The following is a 17247-nucleotide window of genomic DNA, read 5'->3' as shown; positions in this document are numbered from 1 at the left end:
AAGCTTTCGCCAGGCTCGACACGAGAGGCTTTCCGATGGATCCCGATCAAAACCCCGTAGGGCCGGTCTCCACGGCCCCGTTGCTCGTCGTCATGGGCGTCACGGGCTCGGGCAAGACCACAGTGGGCGCCGCGCTCGGACAACGGCTGCGGGTGCCGTACGCGGATGCCGACGACTTCCACAGCGAGGCCAACGTCGCCAAGATGTCGGCCGGCACCCCGCTCGACGACGGCGATCGGCTGCCCTGGCTGCGGGCGATCGGCTCCTGGCTCGCCGACCACGCCGTCACCGGGGGTGTGGTGAGCTGCTCCGCGCTCAGGCGCGCCTACCGCGACGTTCTGCGGCAGTCGGCGCCCACGGTGAGCTTCGTCCATCTCGACGGTCCCGAGGAGGTCGTGCGCCGGCGGGTGGCCGGCCGGCCGGGGCACTTCATGCCGGAATCGCTGGTCGCCTCGCAGTTCGCCACCCTGGAGCCCCTCGAACCCGACGAGCACGGGATCGTCCTCGACCTCGACAGGTCGGTCGATGACCTCGTGGAGGCCTATCTCGCCTCGGCGCCGTCTCTCCGGCCGCGGTCCCAGCTCGCACCTCCCACGGCTCCGGAACCAGACCCCGGACCCGGCCCGAACCCAGGAGAGTGACATGAGCACCGCCCTGATCGCCCTCGCCGCCCCCCACGCGATCCCAGCCGACCGGCTGATCCCCGCGGCGCTCGTCGGCATCGCGCTGATCGTCCTGCTGATCACCTATTTCAGACTGCACCCCTTCCTGAGCCTGACACTGGGCTCGTTGGCCGTCGGGGCCGTCGCCGGCTTGCCGATGGCCGACACCATCGCCAGCTTCACCGACGGGTTCGGCAGTACGGCGGCCGGCGTCGGCACCCTCATCGCGCTCGGCGCCATGTTCGGCAAACTGCTCGCCGACTCCGGCGGAGCCGACGAGATCGTCGACACGATCGTCGGCCGGTCGAGCCCCCGCTCCCTGCCCTGGGCGATGGCCGCGGTGGGTGCGCTGATCGGTCTGCCGATGTTCTTCGAGATCGGCCTCGTCCTGCTGATGCCGGTCATCTTCCTGGTCGCCCGCCGTTCCGGCCTGTCGCTGGTCCGGGTGGGGATCCCCGCGCTGGCCGGCCTGTCGGTGATGCACGGGCTGGTGCCTCCCCACCCCGGACCTCTGGTCGCCATTGACGCGTTGAAGGCCGACCTGGGCGTCACCCTGGCTCTCGGCGTGCTCGTCGCCATCCCGACGGTGGCGATCGCCGGGCCGTTGTTCGCCAAGTACGCCGCCCGGTGGGTGGACGTCCCGGCACCGGAACTCTTCGAAGGCAGGGCCGAGACGGAGGGCTCACGCCGGCCGTCCTTCGGCGTCACCCTGGTCACCGTGCTGCTGCCGGTCGTGTTGATGATGGGCAAGGCGCTCGCCGACATCTTCGCCGCCGAGGGCGCTGCCGTCCGCGGCGTCCTCGACTTCCTGGGCACACCGCTGGTGGCCCTGCTGATCGCCGTCATCGTCGCGATGTTCACCCTCGGTCGCGGCGCCGCCATGGACAAGAAGGCGCTGGCGAAGTCCCTGGAGCAGTCGCTGCCGCCGATCGCGGGCATCCTGCTGATCGTGGCCGCCGGTGGCGGCTTCAAGCAGACGCTGGTCGACACGGGGATCGGCGATCTCATCGCCGGCTGGGTGGAGAACAGCGGAATCTCCGTGCTGCTGCTGGCCTGGGTGGTCGCCGTGCTCATCCGGCTCGCCACGGGATCGGCGACCGTCGCGACCGTCACCGCCTCCGGAATCCTGGCCCCGCTCGTCGCCAACCTCGACACGGGGCAGACCTCGCTGCTCGTCCTGGCCATCGGCGCCGGTTCGCTGTTCTTCTCCCATGTCAACGACGCGGGTTTCTGGCTGGTCAAGGAGTACTTCGGGCTCACCGTGGGGCAGAACATCAAGACCTGGTCCCTGATGGAGACGATCATCTCGGTCACCGGCCTGGTGCTGGTCCTGCTGTTGAGCCTGGTCGTCTAGGCCGGGTCCGCCGGCCGGCTGCCCCGGCCCGCCGGCGCCAACAAGATCAAAGGTCATGACGTGGACCATCGGCCGCAGTGGGGACGTCCCCGCCGCGGCCGATGTCGGCACTCAGGCGCCGGTGAAAAGTTCAGGACGCCGAAGAAAATATGACATGAGATGTCCTCTTTCTTCGTCAGGATCGTCCCTATGCAGAACACGTTGAAGGGGAAGGTCGCCCTGGTCGCCGGGGCGACACGGGGGACGGGCCGGGCGATCGCGGTGGCACTGGGCGGTGCGGGGGCCACGGTCTACTGCACCGGAAGGAGCACACGGGAACGGCGCTCGGAGATGAACCGGCCGGAGACCATTGAGGAGACGGCCGAACTGGTGACCCGCGCGGGCGGAGAGGGCGTCGCGCTCCAGGTCGACCACCTGGAATCCGACCAGGTGCGGCGACTGGTGGAGCGGATCGACCGCGAGCGGGGAAGGCTCGACCTGCTCGTCAACGACATCTGGGGCGGCGAGGCGCTGGCCGCCTGGAACACCCCACTCTGGGAGCACTCCCTGGACGACGGCCTGCGCCTGCTCCGGCTGGCCGTCGACACCCACGTCATCACCAGCCACCACGCGCTGCCGCTGCTGGGCAGGAACCCCGGCGGCATGGTCGTCGAGATGACCGACGGCACGACGGAGTACAACGCGGCCAACTACCGGGTCTCCTTCTTCTACGACCTGGCCAAGGTCTCGGTGAACCGCCTGGCGTTCTCCCAGGCCCACGAGCTGCGCCCGTACGGCTGCGCCGCCGTCTCGCTGACACCCGGCTGGCTCCGCTCGGAGACGATGCTGGAACACTTCGGCGTCACCGAGGAGAACTGGCGGGACGCCACAGCCAAAGAACCGCACTTCGTGATCTCGGAGTCACCCGCCTACGTCGGCCGCGCGATCGTCGCGCTGGCGGCCGACGAGGACCGGGGCCGCTGGTCCGGACAGTCCCTCTCCAGCGGGCAGCTCGCCCAGGTGTACGGCTTCACCGACGCCGACGGCACCAGGCCGGACGCGTGGCGTTACATGGTGGAGGTCCAGGACAGAGGCCGGCCCGCCGACGCGACCGGTTATCGCTGACGGGGCGCCGCCGTACGGACGTCGCGAGCCTCGCGCGCCGGGCCGGGCCGTACGGCGGCGAAGGGGTCCGGACGGGACACCGGTTGGGGCGGGTCCGGAGTCAGGCCGGGCGGTACAGGGTGTGCAGTCTCGCGGCGGCCTCGGCCAGCCGGGCACGTAGTTCGAGAGGGTCGATGACCTCGGCCTCCGGGCCGAACCGCAGGAGTTGATCGTAGGCGACGTCCAGGGACTCGACGGGCAGTGACACGGTGACCCAGCCCTGGGCGTCGGACTCTCCGGCCGACGCCAGGGCGTCGTCGAGAGCCGCGGGGTCGGCAACGTGGGGCAGGCTGCGGCGGCCGGCGGGGCTGAGCCGTACCGTGACGCGCGTGGTGAGGAGGGAACGGGCGAACTCGGTGGCCCGCCTGCCCCAGAAGGCCGCCAGGTCGAAATCCTGATCCCGCTCGAAACGCCGGCCGGTATGGATCTCGGTGTCGGTGAAGCGGTCCACCCGGTAGATCGCAGACCGGGTCGCCAGATACCAGACACCCGCCTTGAGCACGAGCCCGTACGGCTCCAGCGTCCGTTCCGTCCCCCGGTAGAGAGCAATGACCGGATGGTCGCCCCACACGGCCCTGGCCAGCGGCGCCAGCGGCTCGGGTGCGGGTCTTCCGCTCGCGAACCAGCCGGGGGCGTCGAGATGGAAGCGCTGTGCGGCGGTCGCCGGCGCGTCGCGTACGCCGGGGGAGAGCGCGGCCGATGCCTTCAGCCGCGCGGTGGCCGCCACCTCGCCCAACCCCATCTCCCGCAGCGCCTCCGGGACACCGGACAGGAACAGCGCCTCGGCCTCCGCCCGGTCCAGCCCGGTGAGGCGGGTGCGGTATCCCTCCAGCAGGCGATACCCCCCGCCCCGGCCGCGATCGGCGTAGACCGGCACCCCGGCCTGCGCCAGAGCCAGCACATCCCGGTGGACGGTCCGTTCGGAGACCTCCAACTCCTTTGAGAGCTCCGCGGCGGTCATGCCTCCCCGCGCCTGGAGCAGCAGCACCATCGACATCAACCTGGCCGCACGCACCCGTCGACCCTAACCCGGGGGCCGGACCCGTCGGTCCGGAGCGGAGAGATCGCGGGGAATCGCCGCCTCACCAGTCACGTTGCATGATCACGGTGGTCGCCGGTACTCTTTGCACCATGCGAAACCAGGACGCCCTTCAGTGGTGGCGCCGCTTCTAGGCGGCGCAGGTTTCGCATTCGCGAGCAGACAGACGGCCGCCCGGAGAGGCGGCCTTTTCTGTGTCCGTCCCCTCTGGGCATAAGGGAAATAAAGGGGCGAGGCTGTAGTGGAGACAAGTCGATATACCACCGCCGGTGGTGTCGAAGTCGAGGTCACGGCGTCCGATGTGCCGGAGACGGTGCTCGAAGACGTCGTCACGACGCTCGGCGAGCGCCGGGGAGGCGTGCTCTCCTCCGGGATGGAGTATCCCGGTCGCTACAGCCGGTGGCATCTGGCCTACGTCGACCCCTGCCTGGAGATCGTGGCCAGGGGCCGCCGGATCGCCGCCCGCGCGTTGAACGCACGGGGCAGGATCGTGTTACCGGTCGTCGCGTCCTGCCTGCTCGCCGCCGGCAAGCCCACCGAGGAGCCGACCGCCGACCACGTCGAGGTCTACGTCGCCGAGTCCGAGGAGATCCTCCCCGAGGAGATGCGCAGCCGCCGCCCCACGGTCTTCACCGCGATCCGCGAGATCATCGCGGCGTTCGGTGGCGGGGACGAGCACCTGGGACTGTACGGCTCCTTCGGGTACGACCTGGCCTTCCAGTTCGAGCCGATCCGGCAGGCCCTCACCCGGGCCGCCGACCAGCGCGACCTCGTGTTGCACCTGCCCGACCGGGTCATGGTGATCGACCGCAAGCGGGAGACCAGCAAGGAGTATCGCTACGAGTTCACCGTGGACGGTGCCTCCACGCACGGCCTCGCCCGCGAGGGGGAGAGCGTCCCGCTGCCCGCCGCCCCCGCAGAGCTGCCCGCCGACCCGGAGAAGGGCGCCTACGCGCAGGTCGTCGCCGCGGCCAAGGAGAAGTTCGTCCGCGGCGACCTGTTCGAGGTCGTCCCCGGCCAGGTCTTCCACGCTGCCTGCACCGACCCCGCCGCCTTCTACCGGGGGCTGCGCAAGGCCAACCCCGCCCCGTACGAGTTCCTGTTCAACCTCGGTGAGGGCGAGCACCTGGTCGGCGCCTCCCCGGAGATGTACGTCCGGGTCAGCGGCGACCGTGTCGAGACCTGTCCCATCTCCGGCACCATCGCCCGCGGGGGCAACCCGATCGAGGACGCCGAGGCGATCCGCACCCTCCTGTCCAGCGTGAAGGAGGAGTCGGAGCTGACCATGTGCACCGACGTGGACCGCAACGACAAGTCCCGCATCTGCGTGCCGGGCACCGTTCAGGTCATCGGGCGGCGCCAGATCGAGATGTACTCCCGGCTGATCCACACCGTCGACCACATCGAGGGCCGGCTGCGGCCGGAGTTCGACGCACTGGACGCCTTCCTCACCCACATGTGGGCCGTCACCGTCACCGGCGCCCCCAAGGCCTGGGCGATGCAGTTCATCGAGGACCACGAGGCCACCACCCGGCGCTGGTACGGCGGAGCGGTCGGCTACATCGGGTTCGACGGCTCCATGAACACCGGTCTGACCCTGCGCACCGCGCAGATCCGCGGTGGCGTCGCCACCGTCAGGGCCGGCGCCACGCTGCTGTTCGACTCCGATCCCGAAGCCGAGGAGCGCGAGACCGAGCTCAAGGCCAGCGCCCTGCTGGACGCCCTGGCGGCGGTCGGCGCCGCGCCACAGGAGCAGGCCGTGCCCCGGACGCCCGCCGAACGGCCGGGCGAGGGGATGAAGGTGCTGCTCGTGGACCACGAGGACTCCTTCGTCAACACCCTGGCCGACTACTTCCGCCAGCAGGGCGCGGAGGTCGTCACGCTCCGGCACGGTTTCCCGGTGGACATGATCGAGGAGATCGCGCCGTCACTCGTGGTGCTGTCGCCCGGTCCCGGCTGGCCGTCGGACTTCGGTCTGCCGGGGCTGGTCGGGGCGCTCTACGAGCGGGACCTGCCGGTGTTCGGCGTCTGCCTCGGCCTGCAGGGCATGGTGGAGCAGGCGGGCGGCACGCTTGAGCTGCTGTCCTACCCCGAGCACGGCAAGCGCGGCCGGGTGCGGCGGATCGGCGCCAGCGCGCTGCTGGACGGGCTCCCGGAGGAGTTCACCGCCGCCCGTTACCACTCCCTCCATGCCAAGCAGCCGGGGGTCACCGGCTTCGCCGCCACCGCTCTCACCCCTGACGGCGCGGTGATGGCGATCGAGGACGTGGCCAGGAGGCGGTTCGCGGTGCAGTTCCATCCCGAGTCGATCCTCACCGCCGAGGGTGACGCCGGAGCGAAGATCATCGCCAACGTTCTCCGGCTCTGCCGTACCCCCGCGTAGTTCACGCTCCGTGCTCGTAGCGGGCCACTGACACAGGACCGCGGGCGGGGCCCGCCCGCGGTTTCGGGAGAAACCGGCTGAAGCCGCGACGCTTCCCGTCGCGCCCCGCCGCGTCCCACCGCGCGGCAACGGGTGCCGCCGGGAGCGGCGATAAGCTTGCCCCCATCCCGTCCCTGTCACCGGAAGGTCTCCGCATGGATCGAAGCCAGCCGCGCTTTCTCGACGACGTCACCGTCGAACTGGTCAAACACAGCGCTTCGGACTCCGACGTGCTCTGGGCGGCGCGAGTGTCGACCGCGGGGGAGCAGTCCCTGGAGGAACTGCACAAAGATCCCGAGCGGTCCAAAGGGCTGATCAACTTTCTGATGCGCGACCGGCACGGCAGCCCCTTCGAGCACAACTCGATGACGTTCTTCGTCAGTGCTCCGATCTTCGTCTTCCGTGAGTTCCATCGCCACCGGGTCGGCTGGTCGTACAACGAAGAGAGCGGAAGATATCGGGAGCTTCAGCCCAACTTTTACGTTCCGGGCGCAGAGCGGAAGCTGATCCAGGAGGGCCGCCCCGGGAAGTACGTCTTCGTCGAGGGCAGTGAGGAGCAGCACAAACTGGTGAGTGAGGCGATGGAGGCGGCCTATCGGCAGTCCTACGCCGCCTACCAGGAGATGCTGGAGGCCGGGATCGCCCGCGAGGTGGCCCGGGCCGTGCTGCCCGTCGGCCTGTTCTCCTCCATGTACGCCACCTGCAACGCCCGCTCTCTGATGCACTTCCTCTCCCTGCGCACCAAGAACGAGCAGGCCAAGGTGCCCTCCTTCCCGCAGCGGGAGATCGAGATGGTGGCGGAGAAGATGGAGGCCGCCTGGGCCGGACTCATGCCTCTCACCCACGCCGCCTTCGTGGCCAACGGCCGGAGCGCCCCCTAGGAACGCCCTGCGCCCCGCCGCGACAAGCTTCCGCAGGGCAGGGCAGGGCAGGGCAGGGCAGGGCAGGGCAGGGCAGGGCAGGGCAGGAGGAGGACGGCCGGCGCGAACGTGTGGCGGCGGCCGGGCGAATGACGGCCACCCGCCGCGGCGGGTGGCCGTCATTCCGTATTCGGCCATGGCCGCGAGCCGGTCCCCCTGCCGTCGTCGATACGGGTGTCGTGTGACGCCGTGTGACGCAGGGCGGAGGGGAGCACGGACGTCACGGGCGTGACGGGCGGGCCACCGGCTCAGAGCACCGCCGCACGCACGGTCAGGACGTCCGGCAGGTGCCCGGCGACGGAGAACCAGCTCTCTCCGTCGTCGTGGGAGCCGTACACCTCGCCGTCGCGGGTGCCGAAGAAGATCCCCGCGCTCGACGCGCACAGGGCGTCGCGCAGCACGGCCGCGTGGACCGGACCCTCGGGCAGCCCCTTGCTCAGGGCCCGCCACGACGCGCCCGCGTCGTCGCTGCGGAAGACCCGGCAGCGGTGGTCGACGGGTGTGCGGTCGATGTCGGCCTGAAGCGGGAAGACGTACAGCGTGTCGGGCCGGTCGGGGTGCACGGCCAGCGTGAAGCCGAAGTCGGAGGGAAGAGAGTCGCCGACGGAGGTCCAGGAGCCGCCGAAGTCGTCGCTGCGGTAAACGCCGAAGTGGTGCTGGAGGAAGAGGCGCTCCGGCCGGGACGGATGCATGTCGACCTTGTGAACGCACTGCCCGAACTCGGGGTACTGCGATCCCTCGGGGAGGAACGGGGCGCGGATCCCCTTGTTGGCGGCCTCCCAGGAGCCTCCGCCGTCGCTGCTGCGGTAGAAGCCGCCGGAGGAGACCGCGACCGCCATGGTCTTCGGATCGTTCGGATGCGGCAGCACGGTGTGCAGGCAGAGCCCGCCGAAGCCGGGCTGCCACTGGGCTCGGTGCGGATGGTTCCACAGTCCCTCCACCAGGGAGAAGGTGGCACCGCCGTCCTCGGAGCGAAACAGCGCCCCCGGCTCCACCCCGGCCCAGACCACCCCCGGCTCCGAGGGGGAGGGCTGAAGCTGCCAGACGCGGGTGAGCGCCGCCCCGGTGTCCGGCGGGAAAGCGATCGGGGCCTGACCGGCCTCCTGCCAAGTCTCACCGAGATCGTCCGACCACATCACCGAGGGGCCGAAGTGCCCGTACTCGATCCCGGCGAGGATCCGGGGCGTCGGGCCGCGGGTGTCGATCGCGACCGAGTGCACGCCGATGGTGGAGAAGCGGACCGGCTCCACCTCGAACGGACCGCCGCCGGTGGAGCGGGCCAGGAACAGGCCTTTGCGGGTGCCGATTGCGAGAAACGCGTCGCGCATGACAGTTTCCCTTCTGATGCGTTCTCACGTTCGAATGATTCCTCATCTTGGCATGTCGAGGCGCCTCTCGCCGGGAACTCCGTGATTCGTGTTGCGCGATGGGCTCAGGTGGTCCACCACGAACGGCGCTCAGAGCTCGCCATGGGCGACGTCTCTGCGGATGTCGCCCAGCGGCACTCCGCTCCGCTGGAGCCGGTGGGTGGTCTCGTTGACCATGGCGGCCGGACCGCAGACGTAGACGTCGTGGTCGGCCCAGGAACGGAAGCGTTCCATCGCCTCGGGCGCCTGGCCTCGCATGCCGTCGTAGCCGGGCTGGTCGGAGACCACCGGCACCACCCTCAGCCAGGGGAAGCCCGACTCCATCCGGATCAGGTCCGGCAGGTCGTAGAGCTCACGTGAGTGCCGCGCCCCGCACAGCAGGTGGATGTTGGGTCGCCGTCCCGACTCGATCATGTGCTCCACGATGGCCTTGAGCGGTGCCAGTCCGGTGCCTCCCGCCACGCACAGGATGTCGCGGCCGGACTCGGTGGGGGTCATCGTCCCGACGGGCGGGCCGAGCATCAGGGTGTCGCCGATTCTGGTGTGCTCGACCAGCGTGGTGGAGACCCAGCCGCCGGGGACCGCCCGCACGTGCAGGCGGATGGTGTTGTCCTCCCGTGGCGCGTTCGCTATGGAGAAGGCGCGCCAGACCCGCGGCCAGCGGGCGGTCTGCACGTTGACGTACTGGCCCGGAAGGTAGGGCAGATGCTGGCCGGGCCGCAGGGTGATCACTGCGATGTCCGGCGTGCGGAGCTCGTGGTCGATCACCTCGGCCAGCCACCAGGCGGGCGAGACCCCGGCGTCGGACTCGGCTGAGTCGATCATGAGATTGGCCGCGGCGGTGTACGCGGCCACCCAGGCCGCCTCTATCTCGGTGGTCCAGATCTCGGCGGCGAAGCGTCTGACCGTGGCGAGCAGGGCGTTGCCGACCGCGGTGTAGTGCTCGGCGATCACTCCGTACTTGCGATGGTCGCGGCCGAGCTGGCCGAGGAACGACGACAGGCTGTCCGGACTGTCGAGACTCCAGACGATCCTGGTCAGCGCGCTGAACAGACGGTCCCGTTGGATGTCCATGGCCGGCGGGAACATTCCCCGTAAATGCGGACTCTCGGCGAACAGGCGACCGTAGAAGTATGCTGCGGCCTTGTCCGCCACGGGCTCGACAATGGCGAAGCTTTCCTTGACGAGACGCGGATTCAAAGACATGTGACCGAACCCACCCTAATTGATCGGATCAGAGTCCGATCATGCAGACGCACCTCCGTGACAGCTCCGGGTGATGAGCGTTCGGCCGCCCCGGCGCACCTGGTCGCTCGAATTCAAGTCTTCCATCACCAAGTGGACGTCACAACGGTTTCTCCGTAATATGGCGCGAATTCCAACCATCTGTAATGGGGAAGTTATTTTCCGTGACCGTCGCACTTGCTTTCGATAGGGTAAGTGAATAAGAATCACATTCGGTGGGATTTATCAGTTTTGCCGATTGTGTTCGTCGAGGTCATGGTCGCTCTCGCGTTCCGGGGGAGCGCCTCGTCTCCCCGCTCCTGGGCGGCGGCAGGCCTCCGGATTCCGGTGAGACGACCCTGATATCCGAGATACGCGACATAAACGAAATGGTGTGCGGCATGATAGGGCCCTGCCGGATATGGGCTCGGTGCCGTCCGAAACGGGGGCGCCGCCTTCCGCATGGCCCCCTGGAGACCGCATGTCCCGACCTCTGATCGGTATCACCGCCTACCTTGAGGCCGCCCGCTGGGGCACCTGGGTCCGTGAAGCCGTCCTGTCGCCGCCCTCCTACTCCCGCGCGGTCGAGAAGGCGGGCGGCCTGCCGGTCCTGTTGCCGCCGCTGAACCTGGGCGGAATCGGCGACTACGTGCGCGACCTGTCGGGGGTGATCCTCGCCGGTGGCGGCGAGCTCGACCCGGCACTGTACGGCGCCACCCGCGAGGAGCGGGTCGAGGAGCCGCAGCCGCACCGGGACCGTTTCGAGCTGGCGCTGGCCCGCGCCGCGGTCCAGGCCGATCTGCCGCTGCTCGCGGTCGGCAGGGGGATGCACATTCTGAACGTCGCCCAGGGCGGCAGCCTGATCCCCTGGCTCCCCGAGGCGGTCGGTCACGACCGCCACGCCGCTGCCGGCCGTACCCATGCCATCCAGATCAGCGCGTCGAGCAGGCTGGGCAAGGCACTGGGTGACCGCGCCGAGGTGACCGCGCCGCACCACCAGGCGGTCAACCGGCTCGGCGCCGACCTGCTCGCCGTGGCCTGGGCCGACGACCAGATCGTCGAGGCGATCGAGCTGCGGGGCCGGCGTTTCGCCCTCGGCGTCCAGTGGCATCCCGAGCGTGGGGAGGACAACCGGCTCGTCGAGGCACTGGTCGAGGCCGCCACCGGCTGATCGGGACCGCCGCCGGGTAATGTGCGATCATGCCGTTGCACCCCCGGGCCGAGGCCCACGCGCAACCGTCCCCCACCGGCCCCTCCTCGCCCGTTCCCGGGGCGATCGTCCGAGCGCGCTCTCCCGAGCCCTCCGCCGCCCGGTTCGCGGCGGCCCGAGCCCTTCTCGCGCCCGGCCGCCGCGAGGGGGACGCCCGCGGCTCCTTCGGCCCGTCCGGACTCTTCGACCAGGCGCGTGACCGCGCCGCCACGCGACCCCAGGAGGCATACCGGTGAGGGAGTACGAGAAGCTGAAGCTCGACTGGGCCGCCGACGGGGTGCTCCGGGTCGTGATCAGCGAGCCGCGCAGGCGCAACGCCGTGGACACGACCGGGCACCGTGAACTGGCCGAGATCTGGCGGGACGCCGACCGCGACGACGATGTGCGCGCGGTCCTCATCCGCGGCGAGGGCGAGGTGTTCTCCGCGGGCGGCGACCTGTCGATGATCGAAGAGATGACACGCGACCACGCCACCCGCATGCGCGTTCTCACCGAGGCCCGGGACATCGTCTACAACGTGCTCAACTGTTCCAAACCCATCGTCTCGGCCATCCAGGGCCCGGCGGTGGGCGCGGGACTGGCGGTCGCGCTGCTGGCCGACATCTCCGTCGCGGGCCGTACGGCCCGCATCATCGACGGTCACACCCGGCTGGGCGTCGCGGCCGGCGATCACGCCGCCATCGTCTGGCCGCTGCTGTGCGGGCTGGCCAAGGCCAAGTATCACCTGCTGCTGTGCGAGCCGGTCACCGGTGAGCAGGCCGAGGCCATGGGCCTGGTCGGTCTCTGCGTGGACGACGACCAGGTCCACGAGCGGGCCCTGGAGATCGCCGTCCGGCTGGCCGGGGGTTCCGCCGAGGCGATCCGCCTGACCAAATACTCGCTCAACAACTGGCTCCGGCTGGCCGGTCCCTCCTTCGACGCCTCCCTGGCCATGGAGTTTCTCGGTTTCACCGGTCCGGACGTGGTCGAGGGCGTGCGGGCCGTCCGGGAGAAGCGCCCGCCGAGGTTCGGCTAACCGGTCACCCGCCCGAGAGGACGCCGCCGGCGCACGGACAGCTGAGGCGTCAGTCCGGGAAATGCTTGTGCAGGGAGGCCAGGCCGGGCTCGAAGACGCCACGGGTGAAGGTCTTGGTCATCCTCGTCTCGTCGTCGGCCTCGAAGGTGGCCGACCACTCGACGAAGGCCCGGCCGCTGTCGGTGACGGGGGCCACCCGGTAGACGGCGCGGTAGTCGCGGACCGGCAGCGGGCTCTCGAGGATCTCGTAGCTCGCCGAGCGGGAGACGTCGTCGAGGGTGAGCAGCCGTTCGCGGAAGGTGCCGCCCGTGCCCTCCAGCCTGCGCACCGTCCCCGGCCGGGAGCCGTCGCCCTCTTCGAACTCGCAGAGGGTGATCCCGGGCAGCCATTCGGCCAGGTTGCCGAAGTCTCTCAGGTAACCCCACACCTCGTCGGCGGGGGCGTTGAGCACGGTGCTGGCGTACGCGGGCATCGGCCGCTCCTTCGGGCTCGTCCTGGCCTGCCCCTGACCTACCCGTGCGACAGGCTTCACAACCGGCCTGGAAGGGCCGTCGGTGTGGAGGTCCTACACCCGTGGCCGGCGTACGTGGTAGACGAAGGCGGGGGGGAGGTTGCCCCACACCGTCCGGCCCACCACGACCTCCTCGAAGGTGTCGAACAGGCGCCGGCGGAAGCGCCGCGCGGGAGGCGTGCGCTTGGCGAAGCTGTAAGTGAAGGTGGTGAACGCGGTGTTCGGATCCATGATCGCGGTGACCGCGTTCAGCAGGAGGGTCTGTGTCTCCTGGGAGAACGCCGCCCAGGGGAGCCCGCTCACGACGACGTCGGCCCGGTGGAAGCCGCGCTCCCGGAGCAGCTCCGGCAGCCGTGCCGCGTCGTCGACCACGACGTCCACCTTCGGATGCCGGCCGGCCAGGAACTCGGCCAGCCGAGGGTTGATCTCCACGGCCATGTGATGACCACGACCGTCCAGCCGCCGCTGGATCTCCGCCGTGAACGCGCCCGTTCCCGGTCCGAGCTCGACGATCACGGGATCGCCCCCGTGGGGCACCGGTGCGGTCATCGTTTCGGCAAGTCGCCGGGAGCTCGGTGCCACGGCCCCAACGGTCCCCGGGGAGCGCAGCCACTGCCCCAGGAACAGCGTGGTGTCATTGGTCATAGGGGAAAGAGTAGGGCCTCTCCGAAGGCACGCACCTCAACCATTCGGCCTGTTTCCCGCCCTCCGGGAGGAGAAGGATCTCCTTCTGGAGGATGACGGGACACCGGGCGCGGGCACCTATGGCCTCTGCTTTGTGCGATCCCGCGGTCCGGGGCCGGACGTCCGCCGCGGCCGGAGACGGCCGGAGGGGTGGGAGGTCCGGTCCGGGGCCGCCGTGCTGTTCCGGGCCCGATCGCCGCGCCCCGCCGTACGCGTCCGCTGAGCGTCCGAGACGCCGTCGTGCTCCCACAACGGGGGTGAGGGTGCCCCGGTATTCCGTTGATCCGGGTGGGCCCGGACGGCGCCCTGTGGCGCGATGAGCCCCCGCCGGATCACTTTCCGGCCGGTCGCGAGGGCTCGGGCACGGGGGGACGGTCCGCGAATGCCCCACACAGGTAGGGTCGGCATCACGTACGGGGAGGGGAGAGACACGGGTGAACCCGGAAGTATCTGGAGCCGAACATCGAATCTGGACGGTTCCCAACGCGTTGAGCCTGGCCAGGCTCCTTGGCGTGCCGGTCTTCCTCTGGCTGGTCCTGGGGCCCAGGGCGGACGGCTGGGCCGTCGCGTTGCTGATGCTGGCGGGGTTCTCCGACTGGCTCGACGGTAAGATCGCCCGCGCGTGGAACCAGACCAGCAGGCTCGGCCGCCTGCTCGACCCGCTGGCCGACCGTCTCTACATCCTGGCCACCCTGTTCGGCCTGGCCATGCGGGGCATCATCCCCTGGTGGCTGGCGCTGGCGATCCCGTTGCGGGACGTCATGCTGCTGGGCATCCCGCCCATCCTGCGCCGCCTCGGATACGGCCCGGCGCTGCCGGTCCACTTCCTGGGCAAGGCCGCCACCGCCAACCTGCTCTACGCCTTCCCCCTGCTCTTCCTCGCCTACCACGACTCCTGGTACGCGGATGTGGCCGGAATCGTCGGCTGGTCGCTCGCCATCTGGGGCACAGGTCTGTACTGGTGGTCCGGACTGCTGTATTGGGTACAGGTGCGGCAACTCGTCGAAGGAGCCAAACGCCTTAAGAGGTGATCCGTGAAGGCCGTTGTGATGGCGGGTGGGGAAGGGACGCGGCTCCGGCCGATGACCGCGAACCAGCCCAAACCCCTTCTACCTGTTATCAATCGGCCGATCATGGAGCATGTGCTGCGCCTGCTGAAACGCCACGGGCTCACCGAGACCGTGGTGACCGTGCAGTTCCTGGCAGCCCTGATCCGCAACTACTTCGGCGACGGCGACGAGCTCGGCATGAGCCTGTACTACGCCACCGAGGACACCCCGCTCGGCACCGCCGGCAGCGTCAAGAACGCCGCCGACAGACTCCGTGACGACCGTTTCCTGGTCATCTCCGGCGACGCGCTCACCGACATCGACCTGACCGACATGATCCGCTTCCACCGTGAGAACGGCGCGCTGGTCACCATCGGTCTCAAGCGGGTGCCCAACCCTCTGGAGTTCGGCATCGTCATCGTCGACGACCATGGCCGGGTGGAGCGCTTCCTGGAGAAGCCCACCTGGGGGCAGGTGTTCTCCGACACCGTCAACACCGGTATCTACGTGATGGAACCGGAGGTCCTCGACGAGATCGCGACCGGTGAGCCCGTCGACTGGTCGGCCGACGTCTTCCCCCGTCTGCTGGCGCGCGGGGCACCCCTGTACGGCTACGTCGCCGACGGCTACTGGGAAGACGTCGGGACCCACGAGAGCTACCTGCGCGCCCAGGCCGACGTGCTGTCGGGACGGGTCAGAGTGGACGTCGACGCCTTCGAGGTCTCCCCCGGAGTCTGGGTGGCCGAGGGCGCCTCGGTGGACGTCGACGCGGTGCTCAAGGGCCCCCTCTACATCGGCGACTACGCCAAGGTCGAAGCCGGGGCCGAACTGCGCGAGTACACCGTCCTGGGCAGCAACGTCGTCGTCCGCGAGGGCGCCTTCCTGCACCGCGCCGTGATCCATGACAACGTCTACGTCGGTCCCAGCGCCCACCTGCGCGGCTGCGTCATCGGCAAGAACACCGACCTGATGACCGGCGTCAGGATCGAGGAGAGCGCGGTCGTCGGCGACGAGTGCATCATCGAGGCCGAGGCCTACGTCTCCTCCGGAGTCAAGGTCTACCCGTTCAAGACCATCGAGGCGGGGGCGGTGGTCAACACCAGCGTCATCTGGGAGTCACGCGGTCAGCGCAACCTGTTCGGCCCCCGGGGGGTGTCCGGTCTGGTCAACGTGGAGATCACCCCCGAGCTGTGCGTACGGCTGGCCAGCGCCTACGCCACCACGCTCAAGAAGGGCGCATCGGTGATCACTTCCCGTGACTCCTCCCGCGCCGCGCGGGCGTTGAAGCGGGCCGTGATCAGCGCCCTGAACGCCAGCGCGATCAACGTGCTCGACCTGGAGGCCGCTCCGCTGCCGGTCTCCCGCTTCCACACCGCCAGGGAGAACGCCGTCGGCGGCATCGCGTTGCGCACCACCCCGGGAGACCCGCAGAGCGTGGACATCGTCTTCATGGACGAGCGCGGCGCCGACCTGTCCCAGGCGGCCCAGCGCAAGCTGGACCGGGTCTTCTCCCGGCAGGAGTTCCGCCGCGCCTTTCCCGGCGAGATCGCCGAACTCAGCTTCCCCGCCCGGGCGGTCGAGGACTACACCCACGAACTGCTGCGCTGCGTCGACATGACCGGGGTGCGCGACGCGGACATGAAGGTCGTGGTCGACTGCGCGGGCGGCACCTCCTCGCTGGTGCTCCCGAGCCTGCTCGGTCGGGTCGGAGTGGACGTGCTCACCGTCAACAACCGGCTGGACGACGCCTCGCCCACCGAGACCCTCGCCGAACGCCGGCGTGACCTGCAACGCCTGTCGGAGCTCGTCAGCTCCTCCAGGGCGGCCTTCGGGGTGCGGTTCGACCCGGTGGGGGAGCGGGTCGCACTGGTCGACGAGATGGGTCAGCTGATCAGCGAGGAGCGCGCCCTGCTGGTCGTGCTGGACCTGATCGCGGCCGAGCGGTGCGGTGGCCGGGTGGCGCTGCCGGTCACCACCACCCGGGTGGCCGAGCAGGTCTCCCGGTTCCACGGGGTGCAGGTCGAGTGGACGTCCACCGCGATCGACGCGCTCACCGCCGCCGCCCGCGGCCAGGACGTGATCTTCGCGGCGGACGGGCGGGGCGGCTTCATCGTGCCCGAGTTCGGTCCCACGGTGGACGGGCTGGCGGTGTTCCTGCGCCTGCTCGGCCTGGTCGCCAGGACACGGCTGTCGCTCAGCCAGATCGACGCCAGGATCCCCGAGGCCAAGCTGCTGCGCCGTACGGTCCCCACCCCCTGGGCGGCGAAGGGGGTGGTGATGCGCTCGGTGATCGAGGCGGCGGAGCGACACCGCATCGACACCACCGACGGGGTGAGGGTGGTGGCCGAGGACGGGAGCTGGGCGCTGGTGCTGCCCGACCCGGCCGAGGCCGTCACCCATCTGTGGGCCGAGGGGACCGACGTCGACTCCGCGCAGAGCCTGCTCGAACACTGGGCGCGGGTGGTGGAGGAGGCGGCGTCCACATGAGGGCGCTCCGGACGTGCCGGCGGGGGAGAAGGGCCGCTGCCACCCGCCGCGGTTCGGCCGCGGGCACGGCCGGTGCGGCCAGGTGCGACGAACTCCGCGCGGCGACGTGGACCGGAGGCGCCGCCCGGCTGTAACTTTGTCTCCGACCGAACCCGCGGTC

General features: G+C 69.9%; 15 protein-coding genes. 10 read left to right on the top strand and 5 right to left on the bottom strand.

Annotated features, from left to right (window positions below; all coding sequences use genetic code 11):
- Nucleotides 1-35 precede the first annotated feature (35 nt).
- The 3 genes from OHA77_RS01660 to OHA77_RS01650 all read left to right on the top strand — a co-directional run bounded on the left by OHA77_RS01660 (nt 36) and on the right by OHA77_RS01650 (nt 3120).
- Nucleotides 36-641, top strand: a complete 606-nt coding sequence (locus OHA77_RS01660; protein WP_406315584.1) for a gluconokinase — start codon at nt 36-38, stop codon at nt 639-641.
- 1 nt (nt 642) lies between these two features.
- A complete protein-coding gene (locus OHA77_RS01655) occupies nt 643-2016 on the top strand; it encodes a GntP family permease (RefSeq protein WP_406315582.1) in 1374 nt (457 codons plus the stop codon).
- Nucleotides 2017-2205: 189 nt separating this feature from the next.
- Complete coding sequence (locus OHA77_RS01650; protein ID WP_406315580.1) at nt 2206-3120, top strand: SDR family oxidoreductase; 915 nt, start codon at nt 2206-2208, stop codon at nt 3118-3120.
- A gap of 100 nt (nt 3121-3220) precedes the next feature.
- On the opposite strand, the gene OHA77_RS01645 is transcribed toward OHA77_RS01650, so the two are convergent.
- Nucleotides 3221-4174, bottom strand: coding sequence for a helix-turn-helix transcriptional regulator (locus OHA77_RS01645; RefSeq protein WP_406315578.1), 954 nt, complete (start codon nt 4172-4174; stop codon nt 3221-3223).
- Between the two features lie 265 nt (nt 4175-4439).
- Here OHA77_RS01645 and OHA77_RS01640 point away from each other — a divergent pair, with 265 nt between their 5' ends.
- Nucleotides 4440-6581, top strand: a complete 2142-nt coding sequence (locus OHA77_RS01640; protein ID WP_406315576.1) for an anthranilate synthase component I — start codon at nt 4440-4442, stop codon at nt 6579-6581.
- A gap of 194 nt (nt 6582-6775) precedes the next feature.
- The gene (gene thyX, locus OHA77_RS01635; protein WP_326822454.1) at nt 6776-7501 is read left to right on the top strand and encodes an FAD-dependent thymidylate synthase; all 726 of its coding nucleotides are present in this window, start codon (nt 6776-6778) and stop codon (nt 7499-7501) included.
- A gap of 287 nt (nt 7502-7788) precedes the next feature.
- On the opposite strand, the gene OHA77_RS01630 is transcribed toward thyX, so the two are convergent.
- Together OHA77_RS01630 and OHA77_RS01625 are read right to left on the bottom strand one after the other, a co-directional pair.
- Nucleotides 7789-8868, bottom strand: a complete 1080-nt coding sequence (locus OHA77_RS01630) for a WD40/YVTN/BNR-like repeat-containing protein (protein ID WP_406315575.1) — start codon at nt 8866-8868, stop codon at nt 7789-7791.
- Between the two features lie 129 nt (nt 8869-8997).
- Entirely contained in the window at nt 8998-9981 is a 984-nt protein-coding gene (locus OHA77_RS01625) for an FAD-binding oxidoreductase (RefSeq protein ID WP_406315573.1), read from the bottom strand.
- Between the two features lie 631 nt (nt 9982-10612).
- Here OHA77_RS01625 and OHA77_RS01620 point away from each other — a divergent pair.
- The 3 genes from OHA77_RS01620 to OHA77_RS01610 are packed head-to-tail and all read left to right on the top strand — an operon-like array spanning nt 10613 to nt 12356.
- Nucleotides 10613-11302 carry a gamma-glutamyl-gamma-aminobutyrate hydrolase family protein gene (locus OHA77_RS01620; protein ID WP_406315571.1) on the top strand — a complete coding sequence of 230 codons (690 nt, stop codon included), beginning with the start codon at nt 10613-10615 and terminating at the stop codon, nt 11300-11302.
- A 29-nt stretch (nt 11303-11331) separates the two neighbouring features.
- Nucleotides 11332-11577: a hypothetical protein gene (locus tag OHA77_RS01615; protein ID WP_406315569.1), complete on the top strand. Its 246-nt coding sequence runs from the start codon at nt 11332-11334 to the stop codon at nt 11575-11577.
- Nucleotides 11574-12356 carry an enoyl-CoA hydratase/isomerase family protein gene (locus OHA77_RS01610; RefSeq protein ID WP_406315567.1) on the top strand — a complete coding sequence of 261 codons (783 nt, stop codon included), beginning with the start codon at nt 11574-11576 and terminating at the stop codon, nt 12354-12356. Before OHA77_RS01615 ends, OHA77_RS01610 begins: the two co-directional genes overlap by 4 nt.
- 49 nt (nt 12357-12405) lie before the next feature.
- Here the strand turns inward: OHA77_RS01610 and OHA77_RS01605 are convergent, their stop codons facing one another.
- On the bottom strand, nt 12406-12828 hold the full coding sequence (locus OHA77_RS01605) for an SRPBCC family protein (protein WP_406315565.1): 423 nt from the start codon (nt 12826-12828) through the stop codon (nt 12406-12408).
- A 93-nt stretch (nt 12829-12921) separates the two neighbouring features.
- A complete protein-coding gene (locus OHA77_RS01600) occupies nt 12922-13512 on the bottom strand; it encodes a class I SAM-dependent methyltransferase (RefSeq protein ID WP_406315563.1) in 591 nt (196 codons plus the stop codon).
- Nucleotides 13513-14063: 551 nt separating this feature from the next.
- On the opposite strand from OHA77_RS01600, the gene OHA77_RS01595 reads away from it, so the two are divergent.
- A complete protein-coding gene (locus OHA77_RS01595) occupies nt 14064-14582 on the top strand; it encodes a CDP-alcohol phosphatidyltransferase family protein (RefSeq protein ID WP_326822462.1) in 519 nt (172 codons plus the stop codon).
- Nucleotides 14583-14585: 3 nt separating this feature from the next.
- Nucleotides 14586-17087, top strand: coding sequence for a mannose-1-phosphate guanyltransferase (locus tag OHA77_RS01590; RefSeq protein ID WP_326822463.1), 2502 nt, complete (start codon nt 14586-14588; stop codon nt 17085-17087).
- Nucleotides 17088-17247 lie beyond the last annotated feature (160 nt).

The sequence above is a fragment of the Streptosporangium sp. NBC_01639 genome, assembly GCF_045209755.1.
In the GTDB taxonomy this organism is placed as follows: domain Bacteria; phylum Actinomycetota; class Actinomycetes; order Streptosporangiales; family Streptosporangiaceae; genus Streptosporangium.
Note: the sequence above shows the minus strand (reverse complement) of the source record. Positions and strands in the feature narration are given on the sequence as shown.